Genomic DNA, 17,124 nt, shown 5'->3' on the forward strand with positions numbered 1-17,124 from the left:
GGGGGGGGCCCCCCCGTCCCTTGGGGGCGCCCCCCCACGGCTCGTGATGCGGATGTTTTGCTTTGCTCGCCCCGCGCTGGCGACGATCTACCGCTCGCAGAAGCGCCGGCGCGCCGAGGAACATACGGCGGCGCGCCACGGCGCGTGACGCAGCCCGATGTTCATTGCTCGACGGGCTTCTCTTCGGACTTGCGCGAACGTCTCGCGCGTGACGGCGCGCGTGACGACGACTTGCGCGAGGACTTCTTCGCGGGGGCAGCTTCTTCGACGGGTGCTTCAGCAGGCGGCGCGCTAGCCTCGGGCGCCTGAGTTGCGATCGGTGCCTGCGGCGCTTCCGCCGCCGGCTGCCGGGCGGAACTCTTGCGCGGGCGACGCGGCGCGGCCGCCTTCTTTTTCTTCGCCTTGCCTGCGCTTTCGGCTGCGTCAACCTCGCTGACCGGAAGCGCTTCGTCCGCTTCCGGCGACACGGGCGACGGCGCAGCCACCGGTTCCGCATGCGTCACGGCCGGGACTTCCACCTGCCGCACATCGGCGGAAACGACCCCCGCCGAACGGAACACGAACGCGCCGGATTTGTCGTCGCGACCGACTTCGAGCAGCCCGCGCGATTGCGCTTCATCCAGCAGATTGCCAAACGCCTTGAAGCCATACTGGGTTTCGCTGAAGCCCGGCTTGCGGCGCTTGATCGCGCTCTTCAGCACCGATGCCCAGATCTTGCCGCTCTCGCCGCGCTCGGAAGCCAGCGCCTCGAAGGTTTCGACCGTAATGGCGATCGCCTGCGACTTGCGCGCGTCCGTTTCCTGTTTCGGCTCCGACGCGCGCTTCGGCTCGCGCGTCTCGCGCGACTCGCGCCGCGCGGCCGCGCGTTGCTGCTCGCGGACGAGGTCGTCGTAGAAAATGAATTCGTCGCAGTTCGCGACCAGCAGGTCCGACGTCGAATTCTTCACGCCGACGCCAATCACCTTCTTCGCGTTCTCGCGCAGCTTCGAGACCAGCGGCGAGAAGTCGGAGTCGCCGCTGACGATGACGAAGGTATCGACGTGCGACTTCGTGTAACAGAGATCGAGCGCATCGACGACGAGGCGGATATCCGCCGAATTCTTGCCCGACTGCCGTACGTGCGGAATCTCGATCAGCTCGAAACTGGCTTCGTGCATCGACGCCTTGAAGCTCTTGTAGCGATCCCAGTCGCAATACGCCTTCTTGACGACGATGCTTCCCTTCAGCAACAAGCGTTCGAGCACGGGACGGATGTCGAACTTGTCGTAATTCGCATCGCGTACGCCCAGCGCGACGTTCTCGAAATCGCAGAACACCGCCATGCTGACGCTTTCCTGAGGTCCAGCCATATGGTTCTCCGGCCTGTGCGGCACATTTTGCAATGCGCACATGATAGCTTGCCGGCGCGAATCCAGAAGCGCGCGCGTCAGATCCAGAGGTCGTTGGGCACGGTGCGGTCGCTGGGTGCATCGCCGGTATTCACCACGCCGCGCGGCTCGATCAGCATGATCTTCACCTCGCTCGCGGCATAGGGCTTGTGCTCCACGCCTTTCGGCACGACGCCGATTTCGCCTGCGCGCAGCGTCATCGCGCCGTCACGGAAGTCGATGCGGAGTTCGCCTTCGAGCACGATGAAAGTCTCGTCCGTCTCCGCGTGACGATGCCAGACGAACTCGCCTTCGAGCCGCGCGACCTTGAACTGGTAGTCGTTCATTTCGGCGATCACGCGCTGCTGCCAGAAGCCGTCGATGCGACGTGCCTTGTCGAGCGGATCGATGGCGATGCCTTGTCCGCGTGAGGAGGGAATGGCCTGCATGATGTTGACTCCGTGTTGTCGTGAGAGCGTAAGGAGCCTACTGTGCCCGCATGCGGCAGCGCGGTCTTGAACGATCGTGCAGGCGTCGATGCCCGTTACTGCTTCTCTGCGATCGCCCGCCAGCGCGCGGGCGGCATGCCGTATGCGCGCGTGAACTGGCGCGTCATGTGACTCTGGTCCGCGAACCCCGCTTGCGCGGCAACATCGGCGAGCGACGTGCCGGCGAGCATCAGGCGGCGCACGAGATCGAGACGGCGCAACGTCAAATAGCGATACGGACTCGTGCCGTAGAACTTGCGAAAATCGCGCGACAGCGCAAAGCGATCGCGCCCGGTGACACGTTCGAGTTCATCCAGTGTGATGAGGCAGTCGCAATGCGCAAGCAGGAAGTCATGAGCGCGCACGGCGCTTGCGTAGTCACCGGTGTCGTCGGCGAGGCGTGCGCCGGAAGCCTGCGCGAGCGCCAGCGCGAGTTCGGTCAGCGCATCGTGACGTTCTAGCGGTTCGAGCGGCGGCAACACGCCTTCCGTACGCTGCAACAGCGCTTCAGTGGCGCGCGACACGCGCGGGTCCGTGGTCACGCCGCCCTCGATGAACGGCAGCGCGCGGCCACCGAGCACCGCCTGGATCAGCGCCGGATCGACATACAGCATGCGATAGCGAAAACCTTCGCAAGTGCCGGCCTGGCCGTCGTGCGCTTCATCGGGATGCAGGACCATGGTCTGTCCCGCGATGCTGTTGCGCAGGCCGCGCCGGTAGTTGAAGCTCTGCACGCCCGCCAAAGTGCGGCCGATCGCGTAGGTATCGTGCCGGTGCACGCCGTACGCCTTGCCGCCGAACCAGGCTTCGATGCGCTCGATGCCCTCGCCCGGCACAGCCCGACGCACCCAGTCCGGCATGTTGTCCTGCCTGCGTCCGTCCATGTTCACTCTCAATCCAACGCTTGCGCTGATTCGCTGTCCAACTTCCGTGTCGAATACTAGCCGATGCGCACCGAGCCCGTGCATTGGCGCTTCCGTCTCAAGCCGCGCTTCAGCACGCCGACAAGCAGACTGGACGCGACATCGAGCAAGGAACCCCGCAATGAAACACTTGACTCTCCTTCTGGCCTGCATCGCAGCACACTCTGCGCTCTCCGCCCCGCTCGCCTACACCACTTCATGGCTCGGCAACACCTGGGGCTATGGCGACGGCAAATGGATGCAGCAGGATATCCAGGCACTGCGCGTCGCCGCTGATGGCACCGTCTACACCAACTCGCCGTGGGACGAGAGCGGTGCCGAAATCGCGGCGTATCGCAACGGGGACCGCTTGGCCGTCGCCGGCGCGACGCACGGCTGGGGCGCAGCAGGCGGCGATGCCGTGACGTCCAACGGCGCGTATCTTTATGCCGCGATGTCGATCGGCAATCAGAACGGCGGCCTCACCGGCGCGGACTATCCGCCGAACGGCTATACGTGGTTCGGCATCACGCGCCGCTCAACCGGCAATATCGCGCAGGGCGCGCCGTTCGCGGGCGGCGTGGGCAACAGCGCGAATGCGTCGAAGAACAGCTTCCTGATCGTCGATACGGTCCCCGCCGGCACCGATGCCGGCATTCGCGGACTGGCCGCGAACGACACCGAACTCTTCGTCGCCGATCAATACGCGAATCGCATCATCGTGTTCGACGCCGTGACGATGCGCCGCAAGCGTTCGTTCGATGTCTCGTCGCCGGGACGCATGGCGCTCGACAGCGACGGCTCGCTCTGGGTCATCACCGGCGCGCTGACGGGGCAGCCGGCCATCGCGCACTATGCGGCGAGCGGCGCCCTGCTCGGCGGCGCGCCCGTCCTGCCGGCCGGCACGGTGCCAGCCGACCTCGCGATCGCGCCATCGGGCGATCTGTATGTCGCCGACATCGGCCCCGGCCAACAAATTCTTCCGTATCGCAAGACGGCCACGGCGTTCCAGGCGCTGACGCCGGTCGGCACACTGAACGGCGTGAGTCATGCGACCGCCGGAACCATCGAGGCCGGCCGCTTCAACTTCATCACGGGCATGGGCTTCGACGCGTCGGGCAATCTGTACGCGGGCCAGAACGGCGAGGGCCCGCGTGCGCTGAATTCGGCGTCGGTCGGATCGGGTGCGGTCCTGCAAGCATTCAAGGGAACATCGCGCGCGTTGCTGTGGGAACTGGACGGCCTCGTTTTCGTCGACGGCGCCGACTTCGATCCCGGCGCGCCCGACACGATCTACACCGGCTCGAAGATCTTCACGATGGACTGGAGCAAGACCCCCGGCAAGCAGTGGAAATACACCGGCTATACGGTGGACCGCTTCGCGTATCCCGACGATCCCGAACTGCATATCGGCCGCGACGTGCGCGGCGAACCGATGGTGCGGCGTCTCAACGGCAATCGCCCGTATCTCTATACGCTCGATCCTTATTCGCACGAGCTGTACGTGCATCGCTTCGACGCGGCTCACGGCAATATCGCGATTCCATCGGGCATGTTCGCGGAGGGTTTCATCTCCGGCGGCTATCCGGCGAACCAGCCAGCCTATGGCGAATGGATGTGGCGCGACCTGAACGGCGACGGCCGGATGGACGATGGCGAATACACCGGCAATCCATCGACGAGCAGCACGGTGGGCAACAGCTTCATCTGGGTCGATGCGGCGGGCGCGGTATGGTTCGGCACGCCGACGAGCGGCATCCGGCAGATGCCGGTGCAGAGCTTCGATAGATTCGGCAACCCGGTTTATTCATACGCCGCAGCGAAGACCTACGCGATGCCGGCGCCGTTCACGCGCATCGGCCGGGTGCTGTATGTCGCGGCCACCGACACGATGTATGTCTCGGGCTTCACGCAGAACATCCCGTACGATGCTTCGCGCTGGAAAGAAGCCGGCCCGGTGCTCGCGCGCTACGACAACTGGAGCGGCGGCGCGCCGGTCATGACCTGGTCGATCGCGCTGCCGTGGAATACCGCGAGCACGCCACCCGTGACGACGGTCGGCGTCGCGACGGCGGGGGACTATCTGTTCGTCGCAGAGCTGTACACGCAGAAGGTCGATGTGTTCGACGCGCGCACCGGAGCGGCGGTCGGCGTGATGACGCCGGATGCCAATGTCGGCGGCACGAGCGGCTATGTGGACGTGGAACTGGGCATCAGCGCGACGCGCCGGGCCAATGGCGAATATGTCGTGCTCGTGGAAGACGATGCGCGCGCGAAGATCCTGATGTATCGGTGGACGCCTTGATGATGAACGCTATGCCGCACCATGGCGCGCGGCGAGCGTGGCGAGATCGCGGCGGACCCAATCCGCATCGGCGGCGAACTGTTCGTCGGACATGCCGGGCTGCTGGAACAGCGTGAGCAGCACCTCCGCGCCCGCGCCGTTCTGAATCACGCGCAAGGGCATGATGATTTCGTGGCCGTCGGGCAGCGTCACGCGATGATCCATCACGCCGAACGCATTATGCGCGGTGAAGCGGATCAGCACGTCGCCTTCGGGACCGCGTGCGCGCCAGTGATCACCCTCGGCTTCGAGCGTCGATTTTGCGAGTCCCGAAGCCCACGTCGAAAAGACTTCGGGACGCCAGATCGCCTCGTAGAGTTCGCGCCAGTCGCGCGCGATGGAAACACTGAGCGTCGTGGCCTGCATCGTCGCGCTCATGGCCGTGTCAGCCTTCGATCTTCGACATGACCGCGGTCGCCGGATCGTAGCGATAGCCCTTCTGCGCGAGCTGCTGCGACATCTTGTCTCCAATCAGCTTCTGCTGCGCCTCGCGGAACACAAGTTCGTGATCGGGTTTCATGCGCTCCAGTTCCACCGCCAGGCGTCGCATGAGCGCGACTTCGCCGGTGCTGCGGGCATCGATGAACAGGATTTTCTCGTTGGCCACGTCGAGACGCTGACGCAAGTCCTTCGCATACGTGACCCATTGCTCCGCGTTGCCGCGCAGTTCGTCGTAGGACTTCGAGTGCGCCTTGGCCTGTGCGGCCACCTGCCGCTGCAGCGACGCCAGTTCCGACTCCTCGCCCTGCTCTTTTTCGACGAGACGTCGCGCGAGTTCAGTGGCGTTCTTCTCGGCTGATTCGGCGCGTTCGCGCAGGGACGTGACCTCGTTCGACACGCGCGCGAGTTCGGCGCTTTCCGTTGCCCGCTCTTCCGTGATGCGGTTGAATTGCGTGCGCGCTTCTTCGAGCTCGCCGTGCAGGCGGCTCGCCTGCTCGCGCTGCGCCGATGCTTCCTCGCCACGCACCGACGCCGCTTCGCGTTCCGCCGTCAACGCGGCGCGCGCTTCGTTCAGTTCGGCTTCGAGGGCGGTGATGCGCTGGAGCGTCTCGCTGGCGCGCGCTTCGGCCGCTTGCAGTTGAGCGCTGGCTTCGTCGGAACGGACTTGCGACGACTGGCTGAGCGTCGCGTGGTCCTGACGAAGCGCGTCGCGTTCCTGCGCGATACGCGCCAACTCTTCATCCTTGCTGGAGAGGAACGCTTGAAGGTCTGCGTGATTCTGACCGACACGGGCGATTTCCTCGTCCTTGCCGGACATCAGCGCCTGCAGGTTCGCGTGTTCCTGACCGACACGCGCAAGCTCTTCATCCTTGCCCGACACCAGCGCTTGCAGGCTCGCATGCTCCTGACCGACACGCGCGATTTCCTCATCCTTGCCCGATACCAGCGCTTGCAAGCTCGCATGCTCCTGACCGATGCGCGCAAGCTCCGCATCCTTGCCCGACACCAGCGCTTGCAGACTCGCATGCTCCTGACCGACACGCGCAAGCTCCTCATCCTTGCCCGACACCCGCGCTTGCAAATTCGCATGCTCCTGACCGATGCGCGCGATTTCCTCATCCTTGCCCGCAAGCATCCCGCTGAGTGTCTCGTTCGTGCGGCGCTGTTCTTCGAGCGATTCCTTCACGGCCTGCAATTGCGACTGCTCCATCGACGCGCGCGCCTCGATCGCCTGCAACCGCGCGCTGGCCTGCGAGAACTCTTCCTTCAGCCGCGCCGCCGCTTCCTCTGCCGCGCGCAGCCGGCCGCTGGCTTCCTCGGCTTCCCGTCGATAGCTCGCGGCTTCATCGCCGGATTTCTGAATCTCGGCAAGCGCCTCGTCGCGATCCGAAAGCGCCGTCGCGAGCCGTTGGCTCACCACGCTCAGATGCTGCCCGGACAGGCGTTCGGTTTCGTCGCGCGAGACCGTCCACAGCCGCCGCGCCACGTTGACGAGCGTTTCGGCGAGGTCGTCGGGCAGGCCGCTCGGGGCCTGTTGCGGCGGCACCTCCGGCTGACGCGCCTCGCGCCAGCGTTGCAGGCCGGCCGCGACCGCGACGAGCGATGTGCCGGGCAGCTCCGCCCGGACGGTCAGCGGGGAAACCTTGCGGCCTTCTTCGGTGAGTCGAGCGGCGATGGACGCGATCTGCTCGTCGGTCATGGTGTCTACGTCGTTGGGCATATGCGCCTCGAAAATCAGTGGCGTCGCACGCAAACAATCTGCGATGCATTGTTACATTTGGCGAATTCGGCGCCGGAGGACATGGATGATACCGATTTTCCGTGAAGCCCTTGCAGTGCGGGGCAGGTTCGGCGGTGCGCGACGCCGCCTTTTACCGGTCCCGACATGCATCAAGCCCGGACGGCATGGGCCGTCCGGGCTTGATGAAAAACCGCCTGTTACTGCTACAGACGCTTACGGTCTGGCGTACACCGAGCCGAGACCGATGACGGCCGTGTCGCCCGACGAGACGTTGGCGCGCGCGCCCGACACCGCGCCGGTATCCGCCACCGCGCCGTATGCCGAACTGCCTTTCGCGGCGTTCAGGCGGGCTTCGGCCGCCTGGATGTTCTGCGGATATTGCGTCTGGTCGCTTGCCGGATCGTAGCCGGCCTGTTCCAGTTCGACGAGTTGCGCGCGGACTTCAGCGCGCGTCAGCGGCTGGTTCGACTGTGCGAACGAAAGAGCGGGGAGCGCGACAGCGGCAGCGACGATCAGCGACGAGATGAGTTTCATGACTTACCTCCAATGGATGTGTTGGAAAGAGCCTTGTTGTGATCCGCTGTGTGTTTCGGATCGCTTGGGCCTGGAGGTATTTGAACTGCGGGACGTATCTGGCGTGTTTCGCTGAAGAGCGGTTGTGAATCGACGTGTATCGTCGCGATGGACGGATACAGTGAGATACAAAAGAACGGCGCGAGAGACGCTTTTCAGTTCCTTGCAATCCGCTTCGTTCGGTCTATGCTAAGTCAGGTCATCGCCAGATTTCTCGTCCGCACCGGACTCTCTCGGCGCTTCCGACCGTTCGGCACATTTTCAGTTTCCCCCTGTATCCCCGGCTCGCCGCGACGAGCCCGCTCTTCTTTTGTCCTCTGAAACGGAGGACGGGCCATGCAATCAATACAACTCAAGCGATGGCTCGCGACAAGGAGAATCGACATGGCAATCGCTCCTTCAGGTTAGCGCCGCTTCCGCAGGATCACGCACGTTTCCCGTCCGCTCATGTTCGATCCGGATGAATGACGCTGCGCGCTTCAAACGAACCGCGAGACACGCGGCGTCATTCGCTGCGCCTTGCAGATGATGCATGTCCCCTGCTTCGAAGGAGACGAACGATGAACTCGGACCTTCTGTTTCATTCACGCACGCGTCACTGGCTCAGGCGTTTCGCCCATGCGCGTACTTTCGCGATAGCGGCAGCCATGGCCTTCGGCACGCTTGCCGCCGCACCCGCAGCCATGGCCGATGATGCGACATCGCGCGACACCGGCAACGGCGATTCCCGACGCACGGAATACATCTATGTCGGCGATAACGGCGACCCGAGCGATTCCACCGACGACGCCATCAAACGCGTGAACCTCGCTGACGGAACTGTGTCCGTGTTTTCCAGGCCGGATAGCCCCGCAGCGTTTCTCGGTATCAACGGGCTCATTTTCAATCATGGCGAGCTGCTCGCGGTCAATCAGAACAACTCGCTTCCCGGTGGAGGCAACGGCTCCGTGTTCCGGCTGAATGGCGGCTCAGGTGCATTCACGGACTACCTGATCGAGCCGCTGAACGCACCGTATGCGCCACAGGGCATTGTGTTCGGCGGCGGCAACCGGGACTGGCGTCACCCATGGCAGCCGGATCACTACTACATCGCCAATATCCTCAAGAGCGGCGAGACTTGCGAGAAGGTGGATGAAGGCGATGTCTTCGAATATGGCGAATGGGGCGGCCGCCCGATCCGGGTGCTGAATCACGGCAACAAACCCGCCCTGTTCAATGCCAACTTCTATCCGCGCGGCGTCGTGTTCGGCCCGGACGGCATGCTCTACGTTTCGGCGCGAGGCTGCCCCGCCGTGCCGTCGACGGACCCCCGAACCCTGCTCGCCTACATCCTTCGCTTCGATCCCCAAACCCATGCGCTCGACGCCGTCATCGTCACCAACGAAACCGTGAACGCCCAGCATCTTGGCTACAGCCTGCACCGTCCTGAAGGACTCGTATTCGACGATCAGGGCTATCTCTGGGTGACCAGCTTCATCGACGGGACGGCGGCGGCGAACCCGAACGACAGGAACAACGTCGACCGGATCATCAAGATCGATGTGCGCTCCCGCAAGGTGATCGATTCCATCCCGCTCTGGAAGGCGGGCAAGGACCGCGCGTCGGCGCAAGCGTTGATCTTTGGCCCAGGCGGAAAGCTCTATATCCCGATTTCAGGCAACACGCCCGATACCGCCGGCGAACTGCGCCGCTGCGACACGCGCACGAAACAGTGCGAGGCCTTCGTCAAAGTGGGCAAGGGACTGGTGGCTCCGTGGTTCGCGATCTTCAAGAACAGCGATCCGGCGACCTTGCGCTACGTGCCGCATTGAGCGCCCTCGCAGGTTTCATTGCGTCGCCACCCACCACGTCGTGCCCGCGGCGTCGCGAAAACCGCCGCGGAAATCATCGTCGGCACGCTTGCGGCCGGGCGCCTGCACGCTTTCCGCGCCCTGTTGCAGCGCGCGCTCGTAGACCGCCTGCGCGTCCCTCACGTACACGTGAACATGCGTTCCCGCCGACACCTGCCCGGCCGCCCCGCCGCCGATCATCACGATGCTGTCGTCGATGCGCACTTCCGCGTGCATCAGCGAGCCATCGGGCCGGTCGAAGCGGCGCACGAGCGTTGCCTCGAAAACCTGTTCCAGGAACTCGATGATGTTCTCCGCATGCTCGCACACCAGATACGGGCTTACGGACGGATACGTCGCCGGTTTCCATTCGCTCATGACCGCTCCTCGCTCGCGTGAAGAAGAGACCTCAGCGTAACGCAAAAACCGCCCTCACAAGCCGAGAAAGGCCAGCGCGTTATGACAGCGCCAGTCCTCGCGCACTTCGTCGGCCATCTCCAGTGCATCGAACTCTTCGAGCGCGCGTTCGACCGGCATCATCGGGAAGGCGGAGCCGAAGATCATGCGCCGCTTCAGCACGGTTCTACCGTATTGCAGCAAGGCCTCATAGCCCGAATGCGCGGTGGCCAGCAGCTTCGGGCGCACCGCCACCGTGCCGATCCACACGTTCGGATGCCGCCACGCCACCGCCAGCAGTTCCTGCACCCATGGCCAGCCCGGCGGCGACGCGCACACGCGCAAGCCGGGATACGCCATCATCACGCGGTCGAGCGCGGCCGGATGACCGTACATCATCGACGTATGGGTGGAGAAGTTCGCGCCGCAATGGATGTTCACCGGCACGTCGAGTTCCACGCACTTCGCGTACAGCGGAAACAGCAACGGGTCGTCGATGGCCAGCCGGTGTTCGAAACCCTGCACGTTCAGACCGCGCAAGCCGAGTTCGCGCACGGCGGTCTCGAACTCCGCGACGGCCGCCGCGCCCGCATGCGGATCGACGCCCGCGAAGCCGATATAGCGCTCGCCATGCGTGCGGCAGAACGCGGCCACGTCCTCGTTCGATATCTTCACGCCGAACGTGCTGGTCAGGTCGCGCGCCTTGAGCACGACGTGCCGCGCCCGGAGCCGCTCGTAGATCGCGAGGTAATCGGCGAGTGGATCGTGACAGACGGTGCTGGCCGCCTGCGCCTCCGTGCCTTGATACACGCGCCGGTAATTCGACAGATGGTCCGCAGGCCCGTTGAACTGCAACACGGGCGGACGACTCGAAAAGTCCACGAACATGAGAGACTCCTGCACGGATCAGGTCACCGCCAGCGCGCTTCCTGGCGGTCGTAGGTATTCACGAAGGGATCGGCCGTCTCGGCAATCAGCCGCTTCTTGGCGATCTTCCTCGAAGGCGTGCGCGGAAAATCGCCTTCCATGTACTGGAGATAACGCGGCACCTTGAACGGCGCGAGATGCCGTGCGCAATGCTCGAACACGGCGGCGGGCGTCACCTCCGCCCACGTGAGACCCTCGCGCAGCTTCAGGTATGCCTTCACTTCCTCGCGGCGCAGCGGATCGGGCACCGGCACGACCGCAGCTTCGTCGATGGCGTCCATGCTGCGCAGCACGGTCTCCACTTCCGTCGCCGAGACGTTCTCGCCCGCGCGCTTGATCATCTCCTTGATGCGGCCGACGATGTAGTAGAAGCCGTCGGCATCGCGCCGGAACAGGTCGCCGGTGCGGAACCAGTCGCCGTCGAAACTCTCGGCGTTGGCCTCGGGCCGCTTGTAATAGCCCCACAGGATGCCGCGTCCGCGTATCCACAACTCGCCGACTTCATCGACAGCGGCGGGGCTGCCGTCTTCACGGCGAACCTGCAACTCACGGAACGGCGCGGGCAGACCGCAGGTGCGTTCCAGCGCCTTCTCGCTCGCCCAGGCCGGCACGAGCGCGCCCGTTCCCACCTCGGTCATGCCGAAGCCTTCACGCGCAATCACGCCGAAACGCGCCTGCACTTCCTCGCGCGCCGGCCGGGTCCAGCCGTAAATGCTGATGTACTTCAGGCACACGCCGGCATCGCCCGGGCCGCGCGGATGCTGGCTCAACGCCGGCTCCGGGAAGATGCAGTAGTGAATGCGATAGTCGATCAGCCAGGACATGAAGCGCGTCAGGCTCATGCGCTCCGCAATGTACGCGGTGCCGCCGAGCTTCAGCGTCATCAGGAACTGCCACAGCGGATCCATGTAGAAGAACGGCGCCCAGATCAGCACGTTCTCGATGCCCGCGTCCGCGCCCCTGCGATGCCGCGCCGCCCCGTGACAGTGGATCATCCAGTAGTCGTGGCTCAGCATGCAGCCCTTCGGGAAACCGGTGGTGCCGGACGTGTACTGGAGGTTCAGCAGGTCGTCGCGGGAAACATGCGTGGGCGCCGCGAAATCCGCCCGCCCCGAGGCCAGCAGCGTTTCCCATTGCAACAACTCGCCGCGCGCGTCGTACGCGCCGCTCACGATCACGCGGTCCCATGCAAGCAGCCCGGGCAGTGTGTCGAAGCCTTCCAGACGCGGGACGAATTCCTCATCGATGACGAGATACTGGACGTCGGCGTCATCGAGCACGAAGCGCATTTCATCGCGCGTATAGGCGGTATTGACCGGCACCATCACCGCACCGATGCGCCCGAGCGCGATCCACGTCACCGGGAACTCGGGCGCGTTCTTCAACATCAGCGCCACGTGACAGCCCTTGCGCACGCCGAGCTTGACCAGCGCATCGGCAAGCTGCGACGCCGCGCGATCGAGTTCGGCGTAGGTCATGCTGACCCCGCGTTCGAACCACACGGCCGCGGTCTTGCCGCCATAAAGCGCGGCCTGCTCGCGCACGAACTGCCCGAGCGACTCGGGCAACGCGAGTTGTTCCTGGCGCTTTCGACGGACGAGTTCGTCCTCCACGGTCGGCGACTGTGTTGTCATCGTGTTCTCCTGAAACCCATCCTCGTAGCGCGGCGCATGGCATGCCGCGGGTCTGGCCCTGGCTGACGCTAGTCCTGCGCGATCACCTGGCAATCCTCCGGCGCCCAGTCGAGCATCACCGGCGCGCCCCGCGCATGGGCCGCGCCGTGCCGGCCGCCCTGTTGCTGCACGACGATCTGCATGTCGCCCGGCAGGCGCACGTGATGGCGCACCACGCTGCCGAGCGTGATCGAATCTTCAAGCGTGCCGGCGTGGCGCGGCTCCTGTTGCGCCTCCTCGCCGGATGTCGCCGGCAGCATGCGCACGCTTTCGGGCCGCACCAGCAAGTTGACGGCCGCGCCGCGCGACACGCCGTTCACGCCGCGCGTCGCGCGCAGCATGCCGAGCGCCGTCGACACCACGATGTGCTCGCCGCCGCTCTCCTGTACCGTTCCCGCAATCAGGTTCGCCGTGCCGATGAAGCTCGCCGCGAACGCCGTGCGCGGCGCGCGATACAGCTCGTCGGGCGTCGCGATCTGCTCGACACGTCCCTCGTTCATCAGCACGATGCGATCGGACATGGAAAGCGCCTCGTCCTGATCGTGCGTTACGTTCAGCATCGTGATGCCGAGCCGCGCATGCAGCCGGCGAATCTCGAACTGCATTTGTTCGCGCAGCTTCTTGTCGAGTGCGCCGAGCGGTTCGTCGAGCAGGATCAGCGCCGGGTTATAGACGATGCAGCGCGCCAGCGACACGCGCTGCTGCTGTCCGCCCGAGAGCTCCTTCGGCTTGCGCGCGGCCAGGTCGGGCAGGCGCACCATGTCGAGGACTTCGGTGACGCGGCGGCGGATCTCGTCCTTCGGCAGCTTGCGCACGCGCAGCGGGAACGCGATGTTGTCGAACACGGTCATGTGCGGCATCAGCGCATAGTTCTGGAACACCATGCCGAGGCCGCGCGCGCTCGGCGGGGCGTTCGTGATGTCGACGCCGCGCACGAAGATCTGCCCCGACGAAGGCTTCACCATGCCCGCGATCAGATTCAGCAACGTAGTCTTGCCCGAGCCGCTCGGCCCGAGCAGCGTGACGAATTCACCCTGCTTCACGCTGAAGTCCAGCGGCGCGAGCGCCTGCACGTCGCCGTAGCGCCGCGAGACCTGCTTCAGTTCGATCATGTTCATCGTCGGAATCCGCTGTTCGTTTGCTGCTCAGTGGCGCTCGCAGCGCATCACGACCTGCGCCGCGTTGTGCCCCGGCACGCCCGTCACGCCGCCGCCGGGATGCACCGACGCGCCGCACTGATAAAGCCCCTTGACCGGCGTGCGATAGTCCGCCGCGCCACGCACCGGGCGGCGGAAGAAGATCTGGTCGGCGCTGAGTTCGCCGTGATGCACGTGGCCGCCCGGCAGCGCGAAGATGCGTTCGAGATCGGCGGGCGACAGCACCTGCGCCGCGTCGATGCATTCGCGAATGTCGGGTGCGTACTGCGCCAGCGTATCCAGCACGATCTCGCACAGGCGCTCGCGCTGCGTGTCCCACGAACCCTCGCGCAACGTATAGGGCGCATGCTGGCCGAAGATGCTCATCAGGTGCTTTCCCTCGGGCGCGACACTCGGATCCACCGCGCTCGGACTCATCACCACGAGCGGCGGATGCGGCGAAATCTCGCCATACTTGGCGGCGTCCCACGCGCGTTCCAGATACTCGACCGAAGGCCCGATGCGCACCTGCGCCGGATAATCGAAGCCGGCCGCGCGCGCGTCGAAGTCCTTGAAAACAGGCAGGCGCTTCAACGCGAGATTGACCTTGAACGCAGTGGAACGGTCGCGGATCTGCGCGACGCGTGCGCGAAACTCAGCCGGCACATGCTCCGCGCCGACCAGTTGCTGGAACAGCACCTTGGTCGCCACATTCGAGATCACGCAGCCCGCCTCGATCAGTTCGCCCGATGCGAGCCGCACGCCGGTCGCACGCTCGCCCTTCACTTCCACCGACGCCACCGGCGCGTCGCAGCGCACTTCCATGCCGTGCGCCCTGCCCGACGCGGCAATCGCCTCCGAGATCGACCCCATGCCGCCGCGCACGAAACCGGCGGGCCCGGCGGGCGTCGTGTGGTCGCGGATAAAGCCACGCAGCAGCACATACGCCGACCCCGGCGAGCAGATGCTGGTGGCCGCGCCGCCGCAGGACGCGTAGAAGCCCATCGCCGTGATCATCTCGTCGGATTCGAACCAGCGCGCGAGGTAATCGCGCGCGGAAAGCGTCAGCACGTCGTAGAGATCGTAGAAGCGCTCGCCCATGTCCCGGAAGCGCCACGCAAAACCGAGCAGACGGCTTCGTGCGGAGAGTGCGCCATCGGCGGGATCGGGCGGGATTTCCCACAGCATGTCCGCCACCAGCCTGCCGAGCTTCGTCATGTGCGCGCGATATTTGCTGTAGGCGTCGGCGTCCTTCGCGCTGAAACGCGCGATATCCTCGAACAGACGCGGGCCTTCCGCACGCACGGTCAGGCTGCGCCCGTCGCCGTAGAGATGCGTCATCGGCGGCGGCACGATGATCTCGTAGCCATGCTTCGCCAGTTCCAGTTCCTCGATGATGCGCGGTTGCAGCAGCGCCATCGTGTACGACGCCACCGACACGCGATACCCCGGCCACACAGCCTCGCTGACCGCCGCGCCGCCGGCGAGCCCGCGACGCTCCAGCAGGCACACCTTGAAGCCCTTGCGCGCGAGATACGCGCCGCACACCAGGCCGTTGTGGCCCGCACCGATGATCACCGCGTCGTACTGGTTCGCCATGATGGTTGTCAGAGAGATTATTCGGCGGGCGCGTCGCGCCGTTGCAGGGCCATGATGCCGAGGCACACGGCGAGCGAGACGAGCGTCAGCAGCGTGGATACCGCAGCCAGCACCGGCGACACTTCCCAGCGAAGCGCGCTGTACATCTTCACCGGCAAGGTGGTCGTCTGCGGACCGGAGATGAAGTACGCGACCACGACTTCATCGAAGGACAGCAGGAACGCGAACAGCACGCTCACGGCCACGGACGCGCGAATCTGCGGCAGCACCACCTGGAAGAAGATGCGCACGCGGCTCGCGCCCATCAGCATGGCGACCGCTTCGAGCGCCGGGTCCGCGTGCTTCAGCCCCGAACCCACCGCGATCACGACAAATGGCACCACCAGCACCGCATGCGCGAGCGCAATGCCCCACACCGTGTTGACCAGCGCCAGCATGGAGAACTGCTTGTAGATGCCGAGGCCCAGGACCACGACGGGAATCAGCATCGGCGTGATCGCGAAGGTTTCCAGCACGCGACGGCCAGGGAAGCGGCCGCGCGCCAGCGCATATGCGCCCGGCACGCCCACCGCCACGGAAATGGCCGAGGCCAGCAGCGCGACCATCACGCTCGTGAGCGCGGAACCCCACCACGCGGGATCGGTCAGGAAGCGGTTGAACAGTTCCAGCGAAAAGGTCTTCGGCGGGAAGCTCAGTTCGCTGCCGCCGCCGAAGGACACCGGCACGACAACGAGACTCGGCAGCAGCAGAAACAGATAGCCGCACCAGCCGCCGAGCGTGCCGAGCACGCGCCACACGTCGCGCCAGTCGCGGCGGCGCGCTTCCGGCACAGTGAAGTCCTTGCTGGCACGGGCGGCGGTGGGCGTCATGCGAAGGCCTCCTGGCCGCGCTGCACACGTCCGAGCAGCGCGATCAGCACGCCGGACAGCACGAGCAGCATCATCGCGATCGATGCAGCGAGCGTCCAGTCGAGCGTCTGCCGCGTGTAGAAGTCGATCAGATTGGCGAGCATCATGTCGCGCGGTCCGCCGAGCAGCGCGGGCGTGATGTACATGCCCATCGAAAGCGTCAGGCACATCAGCACGCCGGCGATCACGCCGGGCATCGAGAGCGGCAGCGTGATGCGCGCGAAAATCAGCCATTGACCCGCGCCCATCATCTCCGCCGCGAACTTGAGGTTGCGGTTCTGCGCGGTGAGGCTGGTCAGGATAGGCAGCACCATGAAGGGCAGCAGGTAGTTGCTCATGCCGATCACCACGCCCGTACGGTTGAACATCAGGTCCGGATGCCACGCGTCGCCGCTGATCCAGCCCGCGAGCTTCGCGACGATCCCCGCGCTGCCCAGCACCACCGTGAACGCATAACTCTTGACGAGGATGCTGGTCCAGAACGGCAGCATCACCATCACGAGATACGGCGTGCGCTTCGACGCGGGCAGCCGCGCCAGATGCAGCGCGACGATATAACCCAGCACGAGGCTCGCCGCCGTCGCGGTCACGCTGATGACGAGCGTATTGCCGAGCACGCGATGAATCAGCGGATTGCTCAGCACCTGCGCATAGCCGCGCGCGGTGAAACCGTTTTCCCAGATGCTCGACCAGCCCACCAGGCCGAGCGGCCAGAGAAAGAACACCGCGAGCAGCCCGTAGAGCGGCAGCAACATCACCACCACGGACTTGAGGTTCAGCGAGTAGTTCATCGCGCGCGC

The 17,124-nt window shown here is 65.1% G+C and carries 15 protein-coding genes; 2 read left to right on the forward strand and 13 right to left on the reverse strand.

Features of this window, described 5'->3' with window-relative positions; genetic code table 11:
- Positions 1–161: 161 nt before the first annotated feature.
- From QCE88_RS28450 to QCE88_RS28460, 3 genes are all read right to left on the reverse strand, one after another.
- Positions 162–1,349: an NYN domain-containing protein gene (locus QCE88_RS28450; protein WP_309908217.1), complete on the reverse strand. Its 1,188-nt coding sequence runs from the start codon at positions 1,347–1,349 to the stop codon at positions 162–164.
- A 77-nt stretch (positions 1,350–1,426) separates the two neighbouring features.
- A complete protein-coding gene (locus tag QCE88_RS28455; RefSeq protein ID WP_309908218.1) occupies positions 1,427–1,816 on the reverse strand; it encodes a cupin domain-containing protein in 390 nt (129 codons plus the stop codon).
- A 95-nt stretch (positions 1,817–1,911) separates the two neighbouring features.
- Positions 1,912–2,739 (reverse strand): AraC family transcriptional regulator, encoded by an 828-nt coding sequence (locus tag QCE88_RS28460; protein WP_309908219.1) that lies wholly within the window; start codon positions 2,737–2,739, stop codon positions 1,912–1,914.
- A gap of 160 nt (positions 2,740–2,899) precedes the next feature.
- Here QCE88_RS28460 and QCE88_RS28465 point away from each other — a divergent pair, with 160 nt between their 5' ends.
- A complete protein-coding gene (locus QCE88_RS28465; protein WP_309908220.1) occupies positions 2,900–5,062 on the forward strand; it encodes a hypothetical protein in 2,163 nt (720 codons plus the stop codon).
- Positions 5,063–5,071: 9 nt separating this feature from the next.
- Here the strand turns inward: QCE88_RS28465 and QCE88_RS28470 are convergent, their stop codons facing one another.
- The 3 genes from QCE88_RS28470 to QCE88_RS28480 all read right to left on the reverse strand — a co-directional run bounded on the left by QCE88_RS28470 (position 5,072) and on the right by QCE88_RS28480 (position 7,817).
- Positions 5,072–5,479, reverse strand: coding sequence for a polyketide cyclase (locus QCE88_RS28470; RefSeq protein WP_309908221.1), 408 nt, complete (start codon positions 5,477–5,479; stop codon positions 5,072–5,074).
- A 7-nt stretch (positions 5,480–5,486) separates the two neighbouring features.
- Positions 5,487–7,262 carry a chromosome partitioning protein ParA gene (locus tag QCE88_RS28475; RefSeq protein ID WP_309908222.1) on the reverse strand — a complete coding sequence of 592 codons (1,776 nt, stop codon included), beginning with the start codon at positions 7,260–7,262 and terminating at the stop codon, positions 5,487–5,489.
- A gap of 234 nt (positions 7,263–7,496) precedes the next feature.
- Positions 7,497–7,817 (reverse strand): DUF4148 domain-containing protein, encoded by a 321-nt coding sequence (locus tag QCE88_RS28480; protein WP_309908223.1) that lies wholly within the window; start codon positions 7,815–7,817, stop codon positions 7,497–7,499.
- 599 nt (positions 7,818–8,416) lie between these two features.
- Here QCE88_RS28480 and QCE88_RS28485 point away from each other — a divergent pair.
- The gene (locus QCE88_RS28485; protein ID WP_309908224.1) at positions 8,417–9,667 is read left to right on the forward strand and encodes a hypothetical protein; all 1,251 of its coding nucleotides are present in this window, start codon (positions 8,417–8,419) and stop codon (positions 9,665–9,667) included.
- 15 nt (positions 9,668–9,682) lie between these two features.
- Here the strand turns inward: QCE88_RS28485 and QCE88_RS28490 are convergent, their stop codons facing one another.
- The 7 genes from QCE88_RS28490 to QCE88_RS28520 form a co-directional block, all read right to left on the reverse strand.
- Complete coding sequence (locus QCE88_RS28490; protein ID WP_309908225.1) at positions 9,683–10,063, reverse strand: VOC family protein; 381 nt, start codon at positions 10,061–10,063, stop codon at positions 9,683–9,685.
- Between the two features lie 54 nt (positions 10,064–10,117).
- A complete protein-coding gene (locus tag QCE88_RS28495) occupies positions 10,118–10,969 on the reverse strand; it encodes an amidohydrolase family protein (RefSeq protein WP_309908226.1) in 852 nt (283 codons plus the stop codon).
- Positions 10,970–10,992: 23 nt separating this feature from the next.
- On the reverse strand, positions 10,993–12,642 hold the full coding sequence (locus QCE88_RS28500; RefSeq protein ID WP_309908227.1) for a class I adenylate-forming enzyme family protein: 1,650 nt from the start codon (positions 12,640–12,642) through the stop codon (positions 10,993–10,995).
- A 68-nt stretch (positions 12,643–12,710) separates the two neighbouring features.
- Positions 12,711–13,799 carry an ABC transporter ATP-binding protein gene (locus QCE88_RS28505; protein WP_309908228.1) on the reverse strand — a complete coding sequence of 363 codons (1,089 nt, stop codon included), beginning with the start codon at positions 13,797–13,799 and terminating at the stop codon, positions 12,711–12,713.
- 27 nt (positions 13,800–13,826) lie between these two features.
- Positions 13,827–15,416, reverse strand: coding sequence for an NAD(P)/FAD-dependent oxidoreductase (locus tag QCE88_RS28510; RefSeq protein ID WP_309908229.1), 1,590 nt, complete (start codon positions 15,414–15,416; stop codon positions 13,827–13,829).
- Positions 15,417–15,433: 17 nt separating this feature from the next.
- Entirely contained in the window at positions 15,434–16,285 is an 852-nt protein-coding gene (locus QCE88_RS28515; protein WP_309908230.1) for an ABC transporter permease, read from the reverse strand.
- Positions 16,282–17,115, reverse strand: a complete 834-nt coding sequence (locus QCE88_RS28520; RefSeq protein ID WP_309908231.1) for an ABC transporter permease — start codon at positions 17,113–17,115, stop codon at positions 16,282–16,284. Before QCE88_RS28520 ends, QCE88_RS28515 begins: the two co-directional genes overlap by 4 nt.
- Positions 17,116–17,124: the final 9 nt, after the last annotated feature.

It is taken from the genome of Caballeronia sp. LZ035 (genome assembly GCF_031451175.1).
Classification (GTDB): domain Bacteria; phylum Pseudomonadota; class Gammaproteobacteria; order Burkholderiales; family Burkholderiaceae; genus Caballeronia.

Bases quoted from the DNA above. Each gene is read 5' to 3' on its own strand.
- QCE88_RS28490 (WP_309908225.1), bottom strand. From the start codon at position 10,063: ATGAGCGAATGGAAACCGGCGACGTATCCGTCCGTAAGCCCGTATCTG.
- QCE88_RS28515 (WP_309908230.1), bottom strand. From the start codon at position 16,285: ATGACGCCCACCGCCGCCCGTGCCAGCAAGGACTTCACTGTGCCGGAA.
- QCE88_RS28495 (WP_309908226.1), bottom strand. From the start codon at position 10,969: ATGTTCGTGGACTTTTCGAGTCGTCCGCCCGTGTTGCAGTTCAACGGG.
- QCE88_RS28465 (WP_309908220.1), top strand. From the start codon at position 2,900: ATGAAACACTTGACTCTCCTTCTGGCCTGCATCGCAGCACACTCTGCG.
- QCE88_RS28475 (WP_309908222.1), bottom strand. From the start codon at position 7,262: ATGCCCAACGACGTAGACACCATGACCGACGAGCAGATCGCGTCCATC.
- QCE88_RS28485 (WP_309908224.1), top strand. From the start codon at position 8,417: ATGAACTCGGACCTTCTGTTTCATTCACGCACGCGTCACTGGCTCAGG.
- QCE88_RS28455 (WP_309908218.1), bottom strand. From the start codon at position 1,816: ATGCAGGCCATTCCCTCCTCACGCGGACAAGGCATCGCCATCGATCCG.
- QCE88_RS28460 (WP_309908219.1), bottom strand. From the start codon at position 2,739: ATGGACGGACGCAGGCAGGACAACATGCCGGACTGGGTGCGTCGGGCT.
- QCE88_RS28500 (WP_309908227.1), bottom strand. From the start codon at position 12,642: ATGACAACACAGTCGCCGACCGTGGAGGACGAACTCGTCCGTCGAAAG.
- QCE88_RS28480 (WP_309908223.1), bottom strand. From the start codon at position 7,817: ATGAAACTCATCTCGTCGCTGATCGTCGCTGCCGCTGTCGCGCTCCCC.
- QCE88_RS28520 (WP_309908231.1), bottom strand. From the start codon at position 17,115: ATGAACTACTCGCTGAACCTCAAGTCCGTGGTGGTGATGTTGCTGCCG.
- QCE88_RS28505 (WP_309908228.1), bottom strand. From the start codon at position 13,799: ATGAACATGATCGAACTGAAGCAGGTCTCGCGGCGCTACGGCGACGTG.
- QCE88_RS28510 (WP_309908229.1), bottom strand. From the start codon at position 15,416: ATGGCGAACCAGTACGACGCGGTGATCATCGGTGCGGGCCACAACGGC.
- QCE88_RS28450 (WP_309908217.1), bottom strand. From the start codon at position 1,349: ATGGCTGGACCTCAGGAAAGCGTCAGCATGGCGGTGTTCTGCGATTTC.
- QCE88_RS28470 (WP_309908221.1), bottom strand. From the start codon at position 5,479: ATGAGCGCGACGATGCAGGCCACGACGCTCAGTGTTTCCATCGCGCGC.